At 77.1% G+C, this 2,504-nt stretch carries 2 protein-coding genes; both read right to left on the reverse strand.

Annotated features, from left to right (window positions below):
- Positions 1-1,079 (reverse strand): alanine racemase (gene alr, locus BH719_RS04315; protein WP_009743541.1); only part of this gene is annotated, 1,079 nt, incomplete at its 3' end.
- A partial coding sequence (locus BH719_RS09605; protein ID WP_009743542.1) for a bifunctional ADP-dependent NAD(P)H-hydrate dehydratase/NAD(P)H-hydrate epimerase occupies positions 1,076-2,504 on the reverse strand: 1,429 nt, incomplete at its 5' end. The genes BH719_RS09605 and alr, both read right to left, overlap by 4 nt.

The following is a 2,504-nucleotide window of genomic DNA, read 5'->3' on the forward strand; positions in this document are numbered from 1 at the left end:
CCCGATCGGGAGCCCGGCGTCCCAGCCGCCCCGCCGGCCGGGCCCAGGTCGATGACGAACTGGTCCATGCACACCCGGCCCGCGCAGCGGGCGGGCACGTCGCCTCCGGGGCCGCGCACCACCACGGGCGCGGCGTTGGAGGCGGAGCGAAGGATGCCGTCCCCGTACCCCAGGGGGACCAGGCCCGCCCAGCGCCGGGTCGGCGCCCGCCACGTCCCCCCGTACGAGACGGGCGCCCCGCGTTCGATCACTTTGACGGATGTGAGGGGGGCGCGCAGCGTCATGGCGGGCCGCAGGCCCAGTTCCCGCGAGTCGGCGACGGCGGGGTCGGGGGACAGGCCGTAGAGCCCGATCCCGGCGCGGACCATGTCGTAATGGGTCTCCGGGTGCCACAGGATGCCCGCGGTGGCCGCCAGGTGGCGGATCGCGGGGCGGACCCCCGCCTCCCCCAGCACCCGCAGGCCGCGCTCGAAGATCCCGACGTGCGAGGCGGTCGAGGCCAGCCCGCCCTCGCTGGGGTCGTCCCCGCGGGACAGGTGGCTCCACGCTCCGACGACCTCGACGAGCCCGTCGGCCTGCGCCGCCGCGAGAGCCGAGGCCAGGGCGGGCAGGTCCGCCAGCGTGGATCCCGCCCTGCTCATCCCGGTGTCGATCTTGACGTGGACGCGGGCGGGACGGCCCACGGCGCGCGCCGCCGCGCTGATGGCGTCGAGCACCCACGTCCACGACACCGACAGGTCGATGCCGGCGCGGACGGCCCCCGCGAAGTCGGAGCCGGGCGTCGTGATCCACGCGAGCACGGGGGCGCTCGCGCGGTCGACGCCCGCCCGGTCGAGGCCCTCCCTCAGCTCCACGGCCTCGGGCAGTTGGGCGACGCCCAGCCAGTCGCTGCCCGAGGCGAGCGCCGTGAGGGCGACGGGCAGCAGGCCGTGCCCGTAGGCGTTGGCTTTGACGACCGCCATCTGCTTGGCTGCGGGGGCCGCCGCGCGCAGGACCCGGAGGTTGCGGGCGATGGCGCCGTGGTCGATGAGCGCCTCGCCGGGGTATGCGTCCGCGCGGGGCGCGTGGGTGTCAGTCACGCTCCCAGTATCCCACCGATGACCGGGGGAATCGCGTCAGCGATCTGGCGGGCCTGGATCGGCTGGCCGGGCGCGTGGCGGGCGCGGGCGGCCAGGCGCGCGGCCTCGCCGTGGACCCACACGGCGGCGGCGGCCTCCGCGACCGGGTCGTGGACGTCGGCGCCGTCCCGTTCCCTACGGGCCCGGGCGCCCGCGTGCGTCCCGGCGACGAGGCCCGCCAGCACATCGCCCGATCCCGCCACGGAGGCCCAGCCGCAGCCCAGGGGCGCCACAATGGCACGGGCGGAGTCCCGGCCCCGTGGTTCCCCGGGACTGCTGGGGGCCTCCGGCCCGCGCGCGCCGCCGGGGTCGTGGGTGTCCTCTCTGGGTTCGCCGGAACCCTCCCGATTGCGCGCGCCTCCGGGGTCGTGGCCCCTCTCCGGTCCGTCCCCCTGCTCGGGTCCGCACGCGCGCGCCCGCCCTGGCGCGCCCCCATCGGCCGGGGTTGTGCGGGCAGCGCCGTAGACGATGGTCGCCGCCCCTTTGAGGACCACGGTCGCGCCCGTCAACTCGTGGAGGCTCTGTGCGGCCGACAGGGGGGCGTCCCCGACCCGTGCGCGCGTCGTCGGGCTGCCGAGCGCGGTGAGCAGACGCGCCGCCTCCCCGTAGTGGGGGGTGATCGTCAGCGCCGCGGGCCGCGTCCGGTCGACGAGGCCGGGGACCAGGTCCAGCACCCACGCGTCGATCACCAGGGGCAGGCCCGCTTCGAGGCAGAACTCGGCGAGCTCGAGGGCCTCGGCGCGGCGCGCCTCGTCGAGCCCGGGGCCGATGAGGCCCGCCTGTATGCGCCCCCCGGCGGTGACCACACCGGGTTCGGCCGCCAGGACCAGGTCCTCGACGCGCCTTGTCGAGTTGAGGCGCACCATTCCGGCCCCGCTGGCGAGCGCCCCGCGCACGGCGAGCACTCCGGCGCCCGGGTAGGTGTCGGATCCGGCGACGACGCCGACCACTCCGCGCGTGTACTTGTGGTCCTCGGAAGTCGGGGCGGGGTAGTGGGCCGCCGCGCTCGCGGCGGTGTGGAGGGCGACGGGCGGGGTCCGCTCCGCATCGGCGGGCCCGAGTCCCAGGTCCACGCGTTCGATCCGCCCGGCGTACCCCGCAGCGGGGGGCAGGACCAGTGCCTCCTTGTGCGCCCCCATTGTGACGGTCACCTCCGCGGGCAGGAGTGGACCGGGCACCTCCCCGCGGGCGTCCGTCAGGCCGGAGGGGACGTCGACGGCGACGACGGCGGGGCCCGCCGAGCGTTTGAGGGCGGCCAGTGCCCTGACCGCGTCCGCCAGCGCCCCCTCCAGGGGGCCGCGAACCCCGGTTCCCACGATCCCGTCGATCCAGACGCGGGCGCCGGCCAGGCGCACGGCGTCCTGCCCGTCCAACTGATCGAGGGGG

It is taken from the genome of Pauljensenia hongkongensis (genome assembly GCF_001746855.1).
GTDB classification, from domain to species: domain Bacteria; phylum Actinomycetota; class Actinomycetes; order Actinomycetales; family Actinomycetaceae; genus Pauljensenia; species Pauljensenia hongkongensis.